The organism is Pseudomonas sp. AC242 (genome assembly GCF_979258655.1).
This window is the reverse complement of the sequence record NZ_OZ409873.1, coordinates 3,783,171-3,800,440: the sequence shown is the minus strand read 5'-3', so window position 1 is coordinate 3,800,440 and position 17,270 is coordinate 3,783,171. Positions and strand designations below refer to the sequence as shown.

Genomic DNA, 17,270 nt, shown 5'->3' with positions numbered 1-17,270 from the left:
TGTGTTAATTTTTTTGTCATTTTTATTGGCTGATTAACGTCAATTTTTTTGTCATTTTTTCGATGTCAGTCGAGAGTTTTTATGAAAATTACAGTATTTGGTGGTGGTGGTTTTATCGGATCAACAATTGTTGATCGCTTGTTGTTAGATGGTCATTCAATTCGAGTTTTTGAGCGTCCTCGCGTAGTTGAATATCGTAAGTTTTTATCTCATGAATGTGTCGAATGGATGACAGGCGATTTGTCGTCCACCAGTGATATAAACAAGGCAGTAGAAGGTGCCGATGTTGTTTTTCATCTGGTCTCCACCACGCTGCCGAAAAGCTCGAATGAAGATCCGGTCTACGATGTCCAGAGCAATGTCGTTGCAAGTTTGCAGCTGCTCAATGCAATGGTTGCGCACAAGGTTGGCAGAATCGTTTTCATTTCTTCCGGAGGCACTGTCTATGGCGCTCCGAAGTACCTGCCGATCGATGAAAAACACCCGACAGATCCAGAAGTTTCTTATGGCATCACCAAGCTGACCATCGAGAAATATCTGCAAATGTACAACCATCTGTATGGCATCAAGCCTGTCGTTCTGAGGGTCGCCAACCCTTACGGCGAGCGTCAGCGCGTGGAGACTGCGCAGGGCGCGGTGGGTGTGTTCATCCATAACGTGCTGAAGGGCTTGCCGATCGAGATTTGGGGTGATGGTAGCGTCGAGCGCGATTTCCTGCATGTCAGCGATGTGGCCGAGGCGTTCGCCAAGGCGGCTACCTACTCGGGTAGCGCCAGTGTCTTCAATATCAGTTCCGGCGTGGGTACCAGCCTGAACAGTCTCATGTCGATGATCGAAGAAGTCAGCGGTGAGCCGGTTGCCCGTAACTACAAGCCTGGCCGTTCTTTCGATGTGCCAGTGAGTGTGCTGAGCAACGATCTGGCGCGCGACGAACTGGGCTGGGAGCCCAAGGTTTCGATGAAGGAAGGGATCGTGCGAACTTTCGAGTGGGCCAAGAACGAACAGCAGAAGTGAGGGTGGTCGGGTGAGTTACCGTCTGCTCGGTGTCAGCGTTGGTTGCAAATGAAGGTTCTGCTCACGGTTCATCAGTTTTTCCCGGAGTTTTCTGCGGGTACTGAGGTTTTGACGCTGTCCGTTGCCCGCGTATTGAAAACCCTTGGCCATGAGGTCAGGATTTTTACGGGCTATCCGGCTACCGAAGCGCTCGCGGACAGTGAGCGCTTCGATCAATATAGTTACGACTCGATTCTGGTTGATCGTTTTCGGCACGCCTATGTGCCCATGGGCGATCAAACTTCAAAAATCGAGATCGGTTATGACAACCATCTGGCCGCTGACTTTTTCGGGCATTTGCTGGAAGAGTTCAAGCCGGATGTCGTGCATTTCTTTCACCTCAATCGTCTCGGCACCGGCCTGATCGAAAAAGCGGTCGCTGCCGGTGTGCCTGCGTATTACACGCCAACCGACTTCTGGAGTATTTGTCCTACCGGGCAGTTGCTGCGTTGTGGCGGGCGGGCATGTGCGGGGCCAAGTACGGATGCGGGGAACTGTGTCGTGCATTTTGCTGCAAGTCAGTTGCCTGAGCGCATTGGCAGGCTGGCGACCGCGGTTCCGGATGTCATCAGCGATTTGCTCGTGCGCATTGCTCGCTCGCCTCGGCTGCCAGCGGGTTCCCTGGTGCGCGAGGTGCGCGCATTGCATGGTCGTCTTGAGCGTAATGTCGGGCGGCTGAATATGCTCCAGGGCATCATCGCCCCCAACCAGATGATCGAAACGCTGCTGACCCGTAATGGCGTGCGCCCAGATATCGTGGTCAAGTCGTCCTACGGCATCAATCTTGATCAGCCAGTTGTGGTGCGAGATCGAGCGCGGCGTGAGCGCCCCTTGGTCTTGGGATTCATTGGTACGCTCGCTTCACACAAAGGCTGCCATGTGCTTTTGGAGGCGTTGCAGCAGTTTTCTTCACGCGATGTGCGACTGAGAATTTACGGCAAGCAGACGGAATTTCCCGACTATGTAGCCGGCTTGCATCGGCTGGCGGATGGCAATGAAGCCGTTACGTTTTGCGGCACTTTCGCCAACGAAGACATATTCGATGTATTGGGTGGGCTGGACGCACTGATAGTGCCATCTGTCTGGAATGAAAATACGCCACTGGTCGTCTATTCGGCACAGGCTGCCGGTTGCCCGGTTGTGGCTTCCGATGTACCCGGAATCGCTGAGGCCGTGACCCATGATTTCAATGGATTGCTGTTTGAACCAGGCAGCGTGTTGGGCCTTGAAAGCGCATTGAAACGTCTGCTTGCCGAGGAGGGTTTATTGGCAAAGCTGTCGTCGAATTCCACGCCTCCAAAATCCGTTGCTGTTTATGTAAATGAGTTGTTACAGAGATGGACGTTATCCAAGTAACAGCGTCGGCTATTGTTCCGGTGTAGAGGTTTTTCTTGGCGCCGGCAGACGCTGGGTCTATTCTTCACGCTTAATTACGAACTTGGGTTCAATGCTCGCAGATCTAATTTCTGACAGCGTTGGAAAGCCTGATTTAAGTCAATGTGTATATAACTGCGGTGTAGTTTCGATGACGGAAAATCTTGTCGCTCATCAGATGGTCGTCGACCGGGAGCAGCGGAGCGCTCTTAAACAGCAGCGCCCTGTGGTTCTTTGGTTTACCGGGCTTAGCGGCGCCGGCAAATCGACGATCGCCAACGCTCTAGAGCAGGCACTGCTTGAGAATAATCGTCATACCTACTTGCTGGACGGAGACAACATGCGTCTCGGTCTGTGCAATGATCTCGGGTTCAATGATCATGATCGGGCGGAAAACATCCGCCGGATCGCTGAAGTAGGCAAGCTGTTCGTTGACGCTGGCCTGATCGTCGTCAGCGCCTTCATTTCGCCGTTTCGCCTTGACCGGGCATTGGCCAGGAAAGTGATCGGTGACGAGTTCTTCGTTGAGGTCTACATCAGTACGCCGTTACCTGAGTGCGAGCGCCGCGACCCGAAGGGTCTGTATGGCAAGGCCCGCTCGGGCATGATCAAGAATTTCACCGGTATCGACTCGTTGTACGAGCCTCCGTTGAACCCGGATATCACGATCAACACACTTGAAGAAGATGTGTCCGTATCTGTCGAGAAGATTATGCAGTATCTGGTCGGGCGGATCGAACGTTGAAGACTCTGGTCATCATTGGTGCCGGATTCAGTGGCGCGGTAACCGCTGTTCAATTCCTCCAGGTGTGCAAACCTGGCACTCGAGTGGTGTTGCTCAACCGTTCCGGTGAAATGGCCCGTGGTCTGGCTTACGGAACCAACAGTTCGCGGCACTTGCTTAATGTGCCAGCGGGGAACATGACGGCGCTGGTTGATCAGCCTGATCATTTTCTGCGTTTTTGCGAAAGCCGTTTGCCGGGTACTGCGGCGGGGACTTTTGTTCCTCGCAAGCTCTACGGCGAATACCTCTCGGGACTGCTCGCCGAGGCTGAACATCAGTGCCGTGATGGCGTCAGTTTCGAGCGGATCACCACCGAAGCTCACAGTATCGAAGCGGAGAACGGAAAAGCCCGGATACGTATTGCTGATGGCCGGGAAATACTGGCCGATCATGTGATTCTCGCGTTCGGTAACTTTTCACCGTTCAACCCGGCTATCACGTCCATTCCCCGTGCCGCAGGGCGCTATATCGCTGATCCGTGGTCGGGAGAAATCGAGGTGCCGATCGACCCGCAGGCTCCGGTTCTGTTGCTGGGCGCAGGATTGACTGCGCTGGATGTGGCCCTGACCCTGGATCAACAAGGGCACACCGGGCCGGTGTACATGCTTTCGCGGCGAGGCGTTCAGCCGTTGCCCCATCGTACTTCGGGACATGTCGATAGCATTGCCGGTGAGGTGGTTCAAACGCTTCTTGCCTCCGCTCCGAGCGTGCGCAGCTATCTGCGCCACATGCGCTCATTGGTTCGTGTTGCCGCTCAGGATGGCGTCGACTGGCGTGATGTCATTGCCGCCGTGCGTCCAGTCACTGCACAACTGTGGGAGCGTTTGAGCGAGACCGAACGCCGGCGTTTCCTGCGTCACGTCCAAGTGTATTGGGACGCCCATCGCCACAGAGTTGCACCGGCTTCGTATGCGGCGTTTTCCGCGCAGTTGGAGCTGGGCAGGCTGAAGCCGATGGCGGGCAGAATCCAGGACATCGAAGTGTTGCCCAATGGTTTGCGCGTTCAAGTCGGGCTGCGTGGTACTGCGGCGGTAGAGTCTCTGGATGTTTCGCATATCATCAATTGCACCGGGCCGAATTCCAATCTGGCGCGTGTCGATGATCGCTTGATCGTGCAATTGCGGCAGTCGGGGCTGATTCGATTGGATAAACTCGGCCTGGGCGTTTGCGTCGATGAGGCGCTTTCCGTTCAGGATGAGCACGGCGCCCCTGTCAGTTGGCTGAGCTACGTCGGGCCAATGCTCAAGGCGCAGTTCTGGGAAGCCACGGCTGTTCCAGAGCTTCGTCGTTATGCGCGAGATCTGGCCCAGCGGGTTGCCGCGAAACTCGGCTGATTCATATCGCGACGATCAGTGTCACGGGCTTGTCCTTTCAGGCATCACGGTTTCCACTGACGTGTAGTTTGGCCTCGCTGTTTGCAGCGGGGTCCAATCCTCTTTTGGATAATTTGATGGTCAGTAGTCGTGATGCAATTTCAAGCGTCAATATTCGTTACCGAGCCTGAACAATGAAAGTTGAAACGGTACTTGTCTCCGGCGGTTCAGGCTTTTTGGGTGGTGCCTTGCTGCGACACCTGGATACCAGCGGGCAGTATTCCCTGATTGCCGCGTTGCGCAAGGAATGTAGCGATCTCCCCCCATCCATTCGACGTTTCCTGTTTGCGGATCTGACGGCTGATGTCGATTGGCGAGATGCGCTTGATCAGGTTGATGTGGTGGTACATTCAGCTGCACGGGTTCACGTCATGGATGAATCCGCTGCTGATCCGCTGACCGAGTTTCGCCGGGTAAATGTCGATGCCACATTGAATCTGGCCCGGCAGGCTGCAAGTGCAGGCGTGAAGCGCTTCATCTACATCAGCTCGATCAAGGTCAATGGCGAATCAACTTCGCCTGGCATTGCGTTTACAGCAGATGACACGCCCGCGCCCCTCGACCCTTATGGCATTTCCAAACTTGAGGCCGAACTTGGCTTAAAGGCGCTCGCAATCGCTACCGGAATGGAAGTGGTCATCATCCGGCCCGTTCTGGTGTATGGCGCGGGCGTCAAAGCCAACTTCCTCACCATGATTCGCTGGGTACAACGCGCAGTGCCGTTGCCGTTTGGTGCGGTGCATAACAAGCGCAGCCTGGTCAGTCTGGATAATCTGGTGGATTTGATCGAGACGTGTATGAGACACCCTTCGGCGGCTAATCAGACATTTCTGGTCAGCGACGGGCATGACGTCTCGACAACCGAGCTGTTACGCAGTCTGTCTGCTGCGCTGCATAAGCCCTCTCTGTTAATACCGTTGCCGGTGAGCCTGATGAGCGCTGCGGCGAAACTATTGGGTAAAGAGGCCGTCGCACAGCGCATCTTTGGTTCTCTGGAAGTCGATATCAGTAAGAATCAACGTCTGTTGGGCTGGGTTCCGCCGGTCAGTTTTCCGCGGGCTCTTGACGCCACAGTAAAACCATTCCTGGATGCTCGAAAAAAATGAATGACTGGTGGCTAGTTCTGGTTGTTGCGATTCTGTCGTTCGCACTCACGGGTTTTTTACGTCGTTATGCAATTTCGCGCAGCCTGATCGATATTCCCAATCAGCGCAGTTCCCACTCGATCCCAACACCGCGTGGTGGCGGTGTGGCCATCGTCCTGACCTTTATCTTCGCCATGTGCGTTTTGTTCGCTGTCGGGCTGACGACCAAGGATGCGTTGATTGCCTTGGTCGGCGCCGGCAGTATCACGGCGGTTATCGGTTTTCTGGATGATCACGGTCACATTGCCGCCCGCTGGCGCCTGCTGGCGCATTTTTCTGCCGCCGCTTGGGGCGTTTATTGGGTGGGTGGGCTATCGCCGTTGGTGATTGCCGGTGTCAGCGTTGATCTGGGATGGCTCGGACATTTTCTCGCGCTGTTTTATCTGGTCTGGATGCTGAATCTCTACAACTTCATGGATGGTATTGACGGTATTGCCGGTGTCGAAGCCGTCACGACATGCGCTGGTGCCTGTCTGATTTACTGGCTCAGTGGCTTCTCGCAACTGTTATGGCCACCTGCGTTACTGGCGGTATGCGCTGCCGGTTTTCTGTGCTGGAACTTTCCCCCGGCAAAAATTTTCATGGGCGATGCGGGCAGTGGCTTCCTCGGTATCATTCTTGGCGTGTTGTCGCTGCAGGCGGCATGGACTGATCCCGGTTTGCTGTGGGTCTGGCTGATACTGCTTGGCGTGTTCATCGTTGATGCAACGTTCACGTTGATGCGTCGATTGTTGCGCGGCGATAAAGTCTACGAAGCGCATCGCAGCCACGGCTATCAGTTTGCGTCCCGACAGTTTGGCAAGCACCTGCCCGTGACTGTGGCAGTCGGGCTGATCAATGTGTTCTGGCTGCTGCCGATTGCGCTCTGCGTGAGCTACTGGAAAGTGGACGGTGCATTGGGCTTGGTTGTGGCGTACTTGCCACTTGTCTGGCTGGCGGTTAAGTATCGAGCGGGCGAACTTGAGCGATCTTAAGTAGTTGGGCAGGTCGCATCGTCCTGGGCGCTCCCTGCCGCCCATCGCCGATTACGGCTGCTGCGCAAGTGTCGGAAAACCGGCCAGGATGTGTATCATGCTCCACCCAGATAGATTATTGCCCGTCTGTATCACGGACTGCGAAATCAGGTGGCGCATGACACATTTCGGTTTGTGTACATTTATGGTTCGAGATAGGTGAGAGGCTGGGAAACACTGCACCGTTCATCAAAGGTGGAGAAGCACTCGATCCCTTGAAACTGCTTAATTAGAAGGAATAGATTTTGGCTCGCAATAGTTTTTTCTCGAAGCTGTCCCGGCTCTTTGTCCAACGATCAGAAAGCGTTGAGATCTCCAGGTTGCCCCAGCCAAAGTCACCCGCTGAGCCAGTTATCGTTGGAGCCCCTGTGGTTGAGCCGCCGGCGGTCGTTCAGATTGAACATCACACGCGCAGGCTGCCAGACAATTTTGACGCGGCGCTCTATCTGAAAATGAATCCGGATCTCGGTACGGCAATTGATCCGATTGCCCATTACCTGAATCATGGTTTTCAGGAAAGCTGGCGTATCGTGACGCTGCCCAGAATCAAAATGTCCGACAGTCGTCAGTTCGATCCTTCGCGAGAAACGGTCATGGTCGTCAGTCACGAAGCATCCCGATCAGGTGCGCCGATACTTGCCCTTAACCTGGTACAGCGTTTATCCGCCAGTTACAACGTAGTCGCGCTTTTGCTCGGCAATGGCCCGCTTCTTGAGGACTTCGAAGATGCAGCGGTTGCGACAATGGCGAGCCCGCGACTGAAAAACAATCTTCCCTACACACAGTTCGCCATTGAAAAACTGTGCAGCGACTTCAATTTCAAGTTCGCACTGGTTAACAGCATGGAGTGCCGCGTGGTTCTGGAGCCACTGGCCCGGCATTTCGTGCCCGCTATTCCGTTGATCCATGAATTTGCGTCCGCATACCCCAATTCCGCCGCTCTGTTTTCAGATGCCAAGTTGTGGTCTAGCGACCTGGTGTTTTCCGCGGATATTACTTGGGAGAGTGCCAAAGATTTATGTCCGGCCCTGAAACCTCTGAGCGCCCACATTATTCCTCAGGGACATTGTGCGCTGCCCGCACCAGTTGTCGAACAGGAAAGGCAGCAATTGGAGTCTGATTACTTGCGCGGCAAGATGCGGCCTGCCACCGATACTGAGAGGAAGTTCGTAATTCTCGGCGCTGGCTATGTCAATTTCCGAAAAGGCGCCGACATCTTCATTCAATGCGCGATCAAAGCCATGCTGACTCCCGGTGGGGAGAAGTTTCGTTTTGTCTGGATCGGTAAAGGCTTTAACCCCGATGTAGAAGATGGCTATTCGGTTTATCTCGCCGATCAGATCAAGCGTTCGGGGCTGGGGGATCGCTTCGTGATGCTGGACGAGACGTCCGCTATTGCAACGGCTTATGAAGAAGCTGACCTGTTGTTTATCTCGTCTCGATTGGACCCGTTGCCGAACGTCGCCATTGATGCTTTCGATGCGCGATTGCCAGTGCTCTGCTTCGACAAAGCGACAGGCATATCTGACTTCCTTTCATTTGGCGGACTGCGCGATTCCTGTATCGCTGATTATCTTGATGTTGACAGCGCCGTGCGAAAAATTTTCGCATTGGCCGACTCCAGTGAACTGTATGAAGAGGCAGTCGCCAAGAGTCATGCAGCATCGAAAATCTACTTCGATATGGACAGGTATGTTGCGGAACTTGAGTCTGTCGGTGTTAAAGCCGCTGTACGCGCTCAACAGGAAAAACGTGATGTTCAATTGATTTCGGACTCGGGCTTGCTCGACATCAGTCAGCGAGACGCGCGCTTGTATGTTCGCGCATGGGCCAGCGGCATAAACCCGCAGTCGCCTCGCTCAGACTTCCAGCCCGATGTATATGCCGAACAACATGGTGTGGAAATCCCGGGCAGCGACCCATTTGCCGATTACATTCGCACGGGTTCTCCGCAAGGCGTATGGAACAACGCCTGACAGGGTCACCTCACCTGCGGCGAAAGTAACGCTCCACCAGCCTGCCCAAGAGCGTCGGTTTGCTCTTTGCGAGATGTTCTTCGACAGGCTGGGTTACACCGCTTGATTGATCCGAATGCGCGTAACGTTCGAGCACCGGCGCCAGCAGCGGTGCAATCATTAGCGAGTGGGCAGAGGGATCGTAGTGATGGTCGCTCGGATCGGTGTTTCGAAGCGTTTCTTTGAGACTTCCCGTTGCGTCCAGCGACAGACTGTCCATGTTTATATGACTGATGCCCTGATGGACGCAAAAAACCTCCATCAGACTATTGAACTCAATAGTCAACCGGGTTCTTTCAGCGAGAGTGGCCTGCACCTCCTTACGCAAGTTGGCAACTTCGCCCCAATCCATTCCATCTCGAATGGTGGGGAGGGGAGTGCTGATGCAGATCACATGATGGGTCTGTTTAATGTCCTGAAGAAGTTTCTGATAGTTATCAACTGCCAATTGCAACATTTGCGATACAGCGTTGCCGTGCTTTTGCGCTCGATACCAAATCACAAAACCGGTGTCGACCTCGCCCAGCATTACGATCGCCGTTTTGGCCGTTGTCGCCTCCAGCGCTGCTTTGAACTGTGGCATGGCCTGAGTTAGGGCGTTTGGATTTTTTAATCCAGAAACGGTTGCCCCTCCTACCGAAGTCACTTCGAACGTGTATTCGGGAAGCAGTGCTTTCAGTATTTCGGAGTTGAATACCGATGCGTGAGAGTCGCCGAGTACAACTACTGGGATCATTGTCTGATTAATTCCTGATTCATCGGGGTTGCGAAAAGGCAATGGTGAAATTCTATAGGGTCGCCGCGTTTACTCCGAGAACCAATTCACCTTTTCTGGGGCCAATTATTCAGATGAAGACGCCAGCATGAGGTTACAATGCTGGTCGTCGACTGTTTAAGGAGGGAGCCACGTGCTCGAGCGGCTGAATGGATAAAGTGCGGACTGTCTTGCTGGGCTTGCCTCGTAAGCAAAAACGTTTGCTGCAGGTGGCTACCGACGTCGTCCTGGTCTGGGTTGCTCTCTGGATGTCGTTCATCGTGCGCCTCGGCATCGATGACATGTACAACCCCTTGAAGGCTCACATCTGGCTCTTTGCATTCGCCCCTGTCATCGCCATTCCACTCTTTATTCGCTTTGGCATGTACCGGGCCGTGATGCGTTACTTTGGTAACGACGCCCTGATTGCCATCGTCAAGGCGGTCAGCCTGTCCTCGCTGATTCTGGCGGTCGTCGTTTACTGGTACAGCAATCACGAAGCCGTAGTGCCGCGCTCGATCATCTTCAACTACTGGTGGTTGAGCATGATGATCATCGGCGGCCTGCGCCTGTGCATGCGCCAGTTTTTCATGGGCGACTGGTTTACCGCAGCTCAACACGTACCGTTTACCAGCCGCGATGACGGTTTGACCAAGGTCGCCGTGTACGGTGCCGGTGTCGCCGGCAATCAGCTGGTTGCCGCTTTGCGCATGGGGCGCGTGATGCGTCCGGTGGCCTTTATCGATGATGATCCGGGCATTTCCGATCGCTCGATTTCCGGGCTTCAGGTCTACAAACCCAAGCACATTCAACATATGATCGATGTCACCGGTGCCCAGGAGATACTCCTCGCGCTGCCGTCGTCGACCCGCGCCAGGCGCCGGGAAATCCTCAACCTGCTCGAGGGTTTTCCGCTGCACGTGCGCAGTGTGCCGAATTTCACCGATCTGGCCAGTGGTCGCGTCAAGGTCGAGGATATCCAGGAAGTGGATATCGCCGACTTGCTCGGGCGTGACGCCGTACCGGCCCAACCGGACCTGTTGGCGCGTTGCATCAATGGCAAAGTGGTGATGGTCACAGGCGCTGGTGGTTCGATCGGCTCGGAGTTGTGCCGACAGATCTTCACTCTGGGGCCGACCACGCTCGTGTTGTTCGAACATAGCGAATTCAATCTCTACAGCATTCTCTCCGAACTCGAACAACGGGGTTGCCGGCAGTCGGTTCCGGTACGTCTGTTGCCTATCCTCGGTTCCATCCGTCATCAAGACAAACTGCTCGATGTGATGAAAACCTGGAAAGTCGACACCGTGTATCACGCAGCAGCCTATAAGCATGTGCCGATGGTTGAGCACAATATTGCTGAAGGTGTACTGAACAACGTGATCGGCACGCTCAATACAGCGCAGGCGGCATTGCAGTCGGGCGTGTCGAATTTCGTGCTTATCTCCACTGATAAAGCCGTGCGCCCGACGAACATCATGGGCAGTACCAAGCGTCTGGCCGAGTTGACGCTGCAGGCCCTCAGCTGTGAAAGTGCACCGGTATTGTTTGGTGACAGTGCCAACGTGTCGCGGGTCAACAAGACCCGGTTCACCATGGTGCGTTTCGGCAATGTTCTCGGTTCCTCGGGTTCAGTGATTCCGCTGTTCCACAGTCAGATCAAGTCCGGTGGCCCGCTGACGGTCACTCACCCGAAAATTACCCGCTATTTCATGACCATCCCCGAGGCCGCCCAATTGGTGATCCAGGCCGGCTCCATGGGGCAGGGCGGGGATGTGTTTGTGCTGGACATGGGCGAACCGGTGAAAATCGTCGAGCTGGCAGAAAAAATGATCCACCTGTCCGGCTTGAGCATTCGCTCCGAACGCAATCCGCAGGGCGATATTTCCATCGAGTTCACCGGGCTGCGCCCCGGCGAAAAGCTCTACGAAGAGCTGTTGATCGGCGACAACGTGGCCGCCACCCAGCACCCGATGATCATGACGGCGAGCGAAGACCACCTGCCGTGGGATGTGCTGAAAACCCGCTTGAGCGAATTGCTTCTGGCCGTGGAACGCGATGATTATGCGCGGGTCCGACAACTGCTGCGCGAAACGGTCAGCGGCTATATGCCGGACGGCGAGATCGTCGATTGGATCTATCAGCAACGCCGTCTCGAACCCTGATTGTTTCACATCCTGTAACGCACGCATTTTTGACATCGCTCCAGCATGACCTACGTTTGGAGAGCAGCTTCGGAAAAGCTGCTTTCTCAAATGATGATGGAGCGTCACTAATGCGTACCGGTTACTTCTACTCTCTGATTTTCGCTTTCCTTACCAGCGCCTCGATCGCTGCTATTGCCGCACCTGTTGCGCCAGCGGAGTCGCCCAAGGCGCCTTTGGTGATGGATACCGCGGCACCTTCCCTGAGTGCAAAAATCGATCTTAACGATGCCGACGCGGCAACGCTGCAAAAGGAGCTGGCAGGAGTTGGTGAGGCCAAGGCCAAAGCGATTGTTGCTTATCGTGAAACAAACGGGCCTTTTGCATCGGTGGATGAGTTGCTGGAAGTGAAGGGTATCGGCAAGGCGATTCTGGATCGCAATCGCGACAAGCTGGAAGTCAACTAAGCTAAGTGTTCAACGCCAAGGGGGCCGGTCATTGACCGGCCTTTTTTACTTGCGCAGCGTATGGCCGCTAGTGTTGGTGGAGAGGGCAGCCGTCGGCCACTTTTAAATTACGGCTATCATATTGCGTTTGGATTATGCCTATAATAATTTGCCGGTGCGTCGAGCCAACATGGCTCATCGGCAACTTCCTTCATCAAGCGTTCCAGGAGCATTCTCATGAGTTCCGCCCAATCCCAAGGTACTGCTCTCGTTACCGGCGCATCGTCCGGTATCGGTGCGATTTACGCTCAGCGCCTGGCGGCGCGTGGTTTTGATCTGCTGCTGGTTGCCCGTGACAAGGACCGTCTGGAAAGTGCTGCGAGCCGGTTGCGTGACGCCCATGGCGTTCAGGTTGAAGTTCTCAAGGCCGATCTGACACAGAAGGACGACGTGCTCAAACTCGAACAGCGCTTGCGCAGTGATTCGAGCATCAGCCTGCTGGTCAATAACGCCGGTGTGGCAGCGGACGGACTGCTGGCCAACGCCGATATGGACCAATTGGAGCGCCTGATCCAGTTGAACATCACCGCAGTCACCCGCTTGGCATCGTCTGCTGCTGCCAGTTTCGCCAAGGCCGGTCGTGGCACGATCATCAATATCGCCTCGGTGGTGGCGTTGTTTCCGGAACGCTTCAACGCTACCTACAGCGCCAGCAAAGCTTATGTACTGAGCCTGACCCAATCGCTTAACACTGAACTCGAAGGCACCGGCGTGCAGATCCAGGCCGTGCTGCCGGGCGTGACCCGCACCGAAATCTGGGAGCGCTCGGGTATCGATGCCAGTGGCATTCCGGCAGAAATGGTCATGGACGCAGGCGAGATGGTCGATGCGGCGCTGGCCGGTCTGGATCAGGGCGAGTTGATCACCATTCCTTCGCTACCTGACGCAGGCGAATGGCATGCCTTTGTGGCGGCTCGTCATGTCATGGCACCGAACCTTTCCCGCAGTGCTGCAGCCCAGCGCTACAAGTCCGGCAATTGAATTGATCAGAGGTCATCACGGTATGGATTCGCGTCGAATAGTCGTCACGGGCATGGGCCTGGTTTCACCCTTGGGCAGCGATCTTGAAGTCGTATGGCAGCGCTTGCTGGCCGGGCGTTCTGGTCTGCGTAACTTGCCTGAGGCAACGGTCGCTGATTTGCCCACGCGAGTCGGCGGCGCGGTGCCGACGCTGGAAGAGGATGCTGAAGCAGGTTTTGATCCGGATCGCGCCACGTCACCCAAGGAACAGAAGAAGATGGACCGCTTTATTCTGTTCGCCATGGAGGCTGCCCGGCAGGCGCTGGAGCAGGCTGACTGGCATCCGTCGGAGAGCAAAAGCCAGGAGCGTACCGCAACGATCATCGGTTCCGGTGTCGGTGGTTTCGGCGCGATTGCCGACGCCGTGCGCACCACCGACAGCCGCGGTCCTCGGCGTTTGTCACCATTTACCATCCCGTCGTTTCTGGTCAATCTCGCGGCAGGGCACGTGTCCATTCAGCACGGCCTCAAGGGGCCTTTGGGGGCGCCGGTGACGGCGTGCGCTGCGGGTGTTCAAGCGATTGGCGATGCGGCGCGCTTGATTCGCGCCGGCGAAGCGGATATTGCCGTGTGCGGTGGCGCGGAAGCTTGCATCGACCGCGTCAGTCTTGCCGGTTTTGCGGCAGCACGGGCACTGTCGAGCGGTTACAACGACACCCCGGAGCGCGCATCTCGACCATTCGACAGCGGTCGCGACGGTTTCGTGATGGGCGAGGGCGCGGGGCTGCTGGTGATCGAATCTCTGGAGCATGCCTTGGCCCGGGGGGCCAAGCCTTTGGCTGAGCTGGTCGGTTATGGCACCAGCGCCGACGCCTATCACCTGACGGCCGGGCCGGAAGATGGCAGCGGTGCCAGGCGGGCGATGACGTTGGCACTGGCGCAGGCGGGTATCGAGCCGGAACAGGTGCAACACCTCAACGCTCATGCGACTTCGACCCCGGTGGGCGACCTCGGCGAACTGGCGGCGATCAAAGCGTTGTTCGGCACGCAAAATAAAATCGCCGTGACCTCGACCAAGTCAGCCACCGGTCATTTGCTCGGCGCTGCCGGCGGGCTTGAAGCCATTTTCACACTGTTGGCCATTCGTGATCAGGTCGTTCCGCCGACGCTGAATTTCGACAATCCCGATCCGGCGAGCGCAGGGGTGGACATCGTCCATGGCCAAGCGCGGCCGATGTCGATCGAATATGCACTGTCCAATGGTTTCGGGTTTGGCGGGGTCAATGCCAGCGTGCTGTTCAAGCGCTGGCAGGCTTAGTCGCGGTTCTTGAGATGATCGCGGGTGACATCGAGGATGCGTTGCGCAAACTCGGCATCCGCGACGCTGCGTGACAGCAGCAGCGCGCCGACCAGTGTCGACATGATGACGATGGCGCGGTCAGCGCTGTTCTCTCCTTCGAGACTGTTTTCGATCTGCTCCAGCCGCGCGTTGAGGACCACGTCGCTGGTGGGGCTCGGTTGGCCACGCAGGCCCAGCTCGGAAGAAATGGTCAGCAACGGACAACCTTCATGCGGCGATGTCTGGTGCCATTCGGACAGATACGTTTCGATGAAGACATCGAGCGGATTGTCTTGGGAAAAAATCTCGGCGCACAAACCGTCGACCTGGTTGCCGGCCTCTTGCAAGGCTTTCTCGACAAGTTCGTCCTTGGACTTGAAATGTGAGTAGAAACCGCCATGGGTCAGACCCAGCGCCTTCATCAGGGGTTGCAGACCTGTAGCGCCGATTCCGTCCTTGCGAAAGCGAGCCGAAGCCTCCTTGATGATGCGCTGATGGGTCTGGGCTTTATGATCCTGCGAATAACGCATGTGGAACTCTCCGCAACAATGTCCCCATCTTAACCAAGGAAAATTAGATGGTGACTGTACTTCTACTTCTTAAAAGCGTGCAGATAGGTCCAATGGCTATAAAAAGCACAAACCCCGCCGATCAGGCGGGGTTGTGTTCAGCGGTCCTGCGCATCTTTGGCGTCCGCTTCGGCATTGCGTTGGGCAACGCGTCGGCGTTCTTCATCGGTCAGATCGACCTTGTTGGCGGTGTCGCGCAACATCATCAATCCGCCGACGATCGAGCCGATTGCAACGACTAGAATCAACCAGGCATACCAAGGCATAACGGCTCTCCTTAAGGGCAGGTCGACGGACGAGGATTTCGCCGTGCGACGCTGCATACCACGTTTGAGCGAAGTGAACTCGCAGTGGTTCCATTCTAGGCCGCTTGCACCCGGTACACCCGAAATCCCTCAATTGCCCGTCAGCATCGCATCGGCCGGTGCGTTGGCACGCAGTTGTCCGGTGAGCAGGAAGTAGCCGAAACCGACTGCCATGAAGCCGAGGAAGATCAGCCCGATCAACGCGTTGAACCACGCCATCGCCACCAGACACACCACCGCCAGCACCAAGGCAATCAGCGGAATCAACGGGTAGCACGGCGCGCGGAAGGTACGTTCCAGATTCGGTTCCGATTTACGCAGTTTGAACAGGCTGAGCATGCTCATGATGTACATCACGATGGCGCCGAACACGGCCATGGTGATCATCGCGGCGGTGAGGGTCATGCCGCCGAGGTTGATCAGACCGTCGCTGTAAATCGCCGCGATGCCGATGATGCCGCCGACAATGATGGCGCGGTGTGGCGTCTGGAAGCGTGAGAGTTTCGCCAGCGAGGCTGGGAGATAACCGGCGCGGGCCAAGGCGAAGAACTGCCGTGAATAGCCGAGGATGATGCCGTGGAAACTGGCGACCAGACCGAACAGGCCGATCCACACCAGCATGTGCAGCCAGCCGGAGTTGTCGCCGACCACGGTTTTCATCGCCTGCGGTAGTGGGTCGTTGATGTTGGCCAGGGTGCGCCAGTCGCCGACGCCGCCGGCAAAGAACATCACACCCATCGCCAGCAACACCAGGGTCAGAATGCCGCTGATATAAGCCTTGGGAATCGTGCGTTTCGGATCCTTGGCTTCTTCGGCAGCCATCGCCGCGCCTTCGATGGCCAGGAAGAACCAGATCGCAAACGGAATGGCCGCGAACATCCCGGCAATCGCCGGCGCGCCAAACACGTCGGAGCCGGCCCAGCCATTCAAGGCAAAGTTGCTGAAGCTGAACGCAGGTGCGACCACGCCCATGAATACCAGCAATTCAGCCACGGCCAGCACGCAAACAATCAGTTCGAAAGTAGCCGCCAGTTTCACCCCAAGAATATTCAGCCCCATGAACACGATGTACGCACCGACCGCCGCGTGTTTCGGATCGAGCGCCGGAAACTGCACATTAAGGTAGGCGCCAATGGCTAGGGCGATTGCCGGTGGGGCGAAGACGAACTCGATCAGCGTTGCCAACCCGGCAATCAAGCCACCCTTTTCACCGAAGGCGCGACGGCTGTAGGCGAACGGCCCACCCGCATGGGGAATTGCGGTCGTGAGTTCGGTGAAACTGAAGATAAAACAGGTGTACATGGTCGCGACCATGAACGAGGTCACCAGAAACCCCAGGGTCCCGGCCACACCCCAGCCGTAACTCCAGCCGAAGTACTCTCCGGAAATCACCAGCCCTACCGCAATGCCCCACAGGTGCAGCGTGCCCAGCGTAGGTTTGAGTTGTGTGTTCATGCGTTTGCTCCCTGAACGGTTTGAAAAGCTCGGGAGAGGGCGTTTGCAGTGGGCGTGCCATTGCGTTGAAACAAGTCGTAATGAGTTGAAAGCTGTCGTATCGGGGATGTTCGCGGTGGGATAGCTGCTTTTTGTGCGCCAGTTGGGTGCGATGTCGGCGTTGATGCCGTCTTCGCGAGCAGGTGAATGCATTTCAAAATGTGGGAGCGAGCCTGCTCGCGAAGAGGCCCGCCTGACGGCGCAAAAACCTGCTGTAACGCCGGCATAAACCCACTCTTTACGCTTTCTTTATGCCCAGCCAGACCCCTCGCTCTCGTTCCTTTACAGCCTCCTTTCCGACAATGCCTCCACACGCGGCAATACGCCGTAACACGGAGATCTTCCATGAGCGTTCTGGACGGGGTGTCACTGCTATTGGCAGTGGGGCTGTTCATTTATCTGTTGGTTGCGCTGTTGCGCGCGGATCGGAACTAGGAGCGGC

The 17,270-nt window shown here is 56.0% G+C and carries 16 protein-coding genes; 12 read left to right on the top strand and 4 right to left on the bottom strand.

What is annotated here, in order from left to right; all coding sequences use genetic code 11:
* The first annotated feature begins 81 nt into the window (after positions 1–81).
* The 7 genes from ACZZ0A_RS17010 (at position 82) to ACZZ0A_RS16980 (ending at position 8,718) form a co-directional block, all read left to right on the top strand.
* Positions 82–1,014, top strand: a complete 933-nt coding sequence (locus ACZZ0A_RS17010) for an NAD-dependent epimerase/dehydratase family protein (RefSeq protein ID WP_007908483.1) — start codon at positions 82–84, stop codon at positions 1,012–1,014.
* A 48-nt stretch (positions 1,015–1,062) separates the two neighbouring features.
* Complete coding sequence (locus ACZZ0A_RS17005; RefSeq protein ID WP_123375512.1) at positions 1,063–2,409, top strand: glycosyltransferase; 1,347 nt, start codon at positions 1,063–1,065, stop codon at positions 2,407–2,409.
* Positions 2,410–2,578: 169 nt separating this feature from the next.
* Positions 2,579–3,172 (top strand): adenylyl-sulfate kinase, encoded by a 594-nt coding sequence (gene cysC, locus ACZZ0A_RS17000; RefSeq protein ID WP_007908485.1) that lies wholly within the window; start codon positions 2,579–2,581, stop codon positions 3,170–3,172.
* Positions 3,169–4,545: an FAD/NAD(P)-binding protein gene (locus ACZZ0A_RS16995; protein WP_463543490.1), complete on the top strand. Its 1,377-nt coding sequence runs from the start codon at positions 3,169–3,171 to the stop codon at positions 4,543–4,545. The genes cysC and ACZZ0A_RS16995 overlap by 4 nt, the downstream gene beginning before the upstream one ends.
* Positions 4,546–4,718: 173 nt before the next feature.
* A complete protein-coding gene (locus ACZZ0A_RS16990; protein ID WP_123375514.1) occupies positions 4,719–5,690 on the top strand; it encodes a UDP-glucose 4-epimerase family protein in 972 nt (323 codons plus the stop codon).
* Positions 5,687–6,703: an MraY family glycosyltransferase gene (locus tag ACZZ0A_RS16985; RefSeq protein WP_463543489.1), complete on the top strand. Its 1,017-nt coding sequence runs from the start codon at positions 5,687–5,689 to the stop codon at positions 6,701–6,703. Before ACZZ0A_RS16990 ends, ACZZ0A_RS16985 begins: the two co-directional genes overlap by 4 nt.
* 407 nt (positions 6,704–7,110) lie before the next feature.
* Positions 7,111–8,718, top strand: a complete 1,608-nt coding sequence (locus tag ACZZ0A_RS16980) for a glycosyltransferase (protein ID WP_463543488.1) — start codon at positions 7,111–7,113, stop codon at positions 8,716–8,718.
* A gap of 10 nt (positions 8,719–8,728) precedes the next feature.
* Here the strand turns inward: ACZZ0A_RS16980 and ACZZ0A_RS16975 are convergent, their stop codons facing one another.
* On the bottom strand, positions 8,729–9,493 hold the full coding sequence (locus tag ACZZ0A_RS16975; RefSeq protein ID WP_007908493.1) for an SGNH/GDSL hydrolase family protein: 765 nt from the start codon (positions 9,491–9,493) through the stop codon (positions 8,729–8,731).
* Between the two features lie 188 nt (positions 9,494–9,681).
* Here ACZZ0A_RS16975 and ACZZ0A_RS16970 point away from each other — a divergent pair, with 188 nt between their 5' ends.
* The 4 genes from ACZZ0A_RS16970 to fabF all read left to right on the top strand — a co-directional run bounded on the left by ACZZ0A_RS16970 (position 9,682) and on the right by fabF (position 14,439).
* A complete protein-coding gene (locus ACZZ0A_RS16970) occupies positions 9,682–11,676 on the top strand; it encodes a polysaccharide biosynthesis protein (RefSeq protein WP_007908494.1) in 1,995 nt (664 codons plus the stop codon).
* 110 nt (positions 11,677–11,786) lie between these two features.
* Positions 11,787–12,122, top strand: a complete 336-nt coding sequence (locus ACZZ0A_RS16965) for a ComEA family DNA-binding protein (protein WP_007908495.1) — start codon at positions 11,787–11,789, stop codon at positions 12,120–12,122.
* Between the two features lie 216 nt (positions 12,123–12,338).
* Entirely contained in the window at positions 12,339–13,142 is an 804-nt protein-coding gene (locus tag ACZZ0A_RS16960; RefSeq protein ID WP_463543487.1) for an SDR family NAD(P)-dependent oxidoreductase, read from the top strand.
* Between the two features lie 22 nt (positions 13,143–13,164).
* The gene (fabF, locus tag ACZZ0A_RS16955; protein WP_007949741.1) at positions 13,165–14,439 is read left to right on the top strand and encodes a beta-ketoacyl-ACP synthase II; all 1,275 of its coding nucleotides are present in this window, start codon (positions 13,165–13,167) and stop codon (positions 14,437–14,439) included.
* Here fabF and ACZZ0A_RS16950 read toward each other — a convergent pair.
* From ACZZ0A_RS16950 to eat, 3 genes are all read right to left on the bottom strand, one after another.
* Positions 14,436–14,990, bottom strand: a complete 555-nt coding sequence (locus tag ACZZ0A_RS16950) for a TetR/AcrR family transcriptional regulator (protein ID WP_007908503.1) — start codon at positions 14,988–14,990, stop codon at positions 14,436–14,438. The two genes, fabF and ACZZ0A_RS16950, sit on opposite strands and share 4 nt — an antisense overlap.
* A gap of 137 nt (positions 14,991–15,127) precedes the next feature.
* Positions 15,128–15,295, bottom strand: coding sequence for a DUF2897 family protein (locus tag ACZZ0A_RS16945; RefSeq protein WP_007908505.1), 168 nt, complete (start codon positions 15,293–15,295; stop codon positions 15,128–15,130).
* Between the two features lie 129 nt (positions 15,296–15,424).
* Complete coding sequence (gene eat, locus ACZZ0A_RS16940) at positions 15,425–16,789, bottom strand: ethanolamine permease (RefSeq protein ID WP_007908507.1); 1,365 nt, start codon at positions 16,787–16,789, stop codon at positions 15,425–15,427.
* Positions 16,790–17,173: 384 nt separating this feature from the next.
* Here eat and kdpF point away from each other — a divergent pair, with 384 nt between their 5' ends.
* Positions 17,174–17,263: a K(+)-transporting ATPase subunit F gene (gene kdpF / locus ACZZ0A_RS16935; RefSeq protein ID WP_007899818.1), complete on the top strand. Its 90-nt coding sequence runs from the start codon at positions 17,174–17,176 to the stop codon at positions 17,261–17,263.
* The last annotated feature ends 7 nt before the right edge of the window (positions 17,264–17,270 follow it).

Bases quoted from the DNA above. Each gene is read 5' to 3' on its own strand.
- ACZZ0A_RS17010 (WP_007908483.1), top strand. From the start codon at position 82: ATGAAAATTACAGTATTTGGTGGTGGTGGTTTTATCGGATCAACAATT.
- ACZZ0A_RS17005 (WP_123375512.1), top strand. From the start codon at position 1,063: ATGAAGGTTCTGCTCACGGTTCATCAGTTTTTCCCGGAGTTTTCTGCG.
- cysC (WP_007908485.1), top strand. From the start codon at position 2,579: ATGACGGAAAATCTTGTCGCTCATCAGATGGTCGTCGACCGGGAGCAG.
- ACZZ0A_RS16990 (WP_123375514.1), top strand. From the start codon at position 4,719: ATGAAAGTTGAAACGGTACTTGTCTCCGGCGGTTCAGGCTTTTTGGGT.
- ACZZ0A_RS16985 (WP_463543489.1), top strand. From the start codon at position 5,687: ATGAATGACTGGTGGCTAGTTCTGGTTGTTGCGATTCTGTCGTTCGCA.
- ACZZ0A_RS16975 (WP_007908493.1), bottom strand. From the start codon at position 9,493: ATGATCCCAGTAGTTGTACTCGGCGACTCTCACGCATCGGTATTCAAC.
- ACZZ0A_RS16970 (WP_007908494.1), top strand. From the start codon at position 9,682: ATGGATAAAGTGCGGACTGTCTTGCTGGGCTTGCCTCGTAAGCAAAAA.
- ACZZ0A_RS16965 (WP_007908495.1), top strand. From the start codon at position 11,787: ATGCGTACCGGTTACTTCTACTCTCTGATTTTCGCTTTCCTTACCAGC.
- ACZZ0A_RS16960 (WP_463543487.1), top strand. From the start codon at position 12,339: ATGAGTTCCGCCCAATCCCAAGGTACTGCTCTCGTTACCGGCGCATCG.
- fabF (WP_007949741.1), top strand. From the start codon at position 13,165: ATGGATTCGCGTCGAATAGTCGTCACGGGCATGGGCCTGGTTTCACCC.
- ACZZ0A_RS16950 (WP_007908503.1), bottom strand. From the start codon at position 14,990: ATGCGTTATTCGCAGGATCATAAAGCCCAGACCCATCAGCGCATCATC.
- ACZZ0A_RS16945 (WP_007908505.1), bottom strand. From the start codon at position 15,295: ATGCCTTGGTATGCCTGGTTGATTCTAGTCGTTGCAATCGGCTCGATC.
- eat (WP_007908507.1), bottom strand. From the start codon at position 16,789: ATGAACACACAACTCAAACCTACGCTGGGCACGCTGCACCTGTGGGGC.
- kdpF (WP_007899818.1), top strand. From the start codon at position 17,174: ATGAGCGTTCTGGACGGGGTGTCACTGCTATTGGCAGTGGGGCTGTTC.